This window comes from Herbaspirillum sp. C7C8, from assembly GCF_022627875.1.
Classification (GTDB): Bacteria; Pseudomonadota; Gammaproteobacteria; order Burkholderiales; family Burkholderiaceae_D; genus Herbaspirillum.
On sequence record NZ_JABXGG010000102.1, the window covers coordinates 1 to 213 of the forward strand.

At 69.0% G+C, this 213-nt stretch carries 1 protein-coding gene; it reads right to left on the reverse strand.

All coding sequences use genetic code 11. From position 1 onward, the window contains the following. Positions 1-213: hypothetical protein (locus tag HWE01_RS22810; protein ID WP_241822983.1), on the reverse strand; the 213-nt coding region annotated here is incomplete at both ends.

Consider the following 213-nt stretch of genomic DNA (forward strand, 5'->3'; position numbering starts at 1 on the left):
CCTGCCTCCCGGCTGGTGCTGCTGGCGTCATCGGTGCGCACCGTCGTGGCCGACAGGATCCCGCTGCTGCTGCGCTGGCCCTGGTCACGTGCACTGGCCGAGACGTTGGCGGTGCCGATGCGCATGTCACGTCCGACCTCGACTTGCAGCGCGCCTTCAGCGACTACCTGCGCACCCTTGCTCGTCACATCCTGACCCGCCTGGATGCGGACG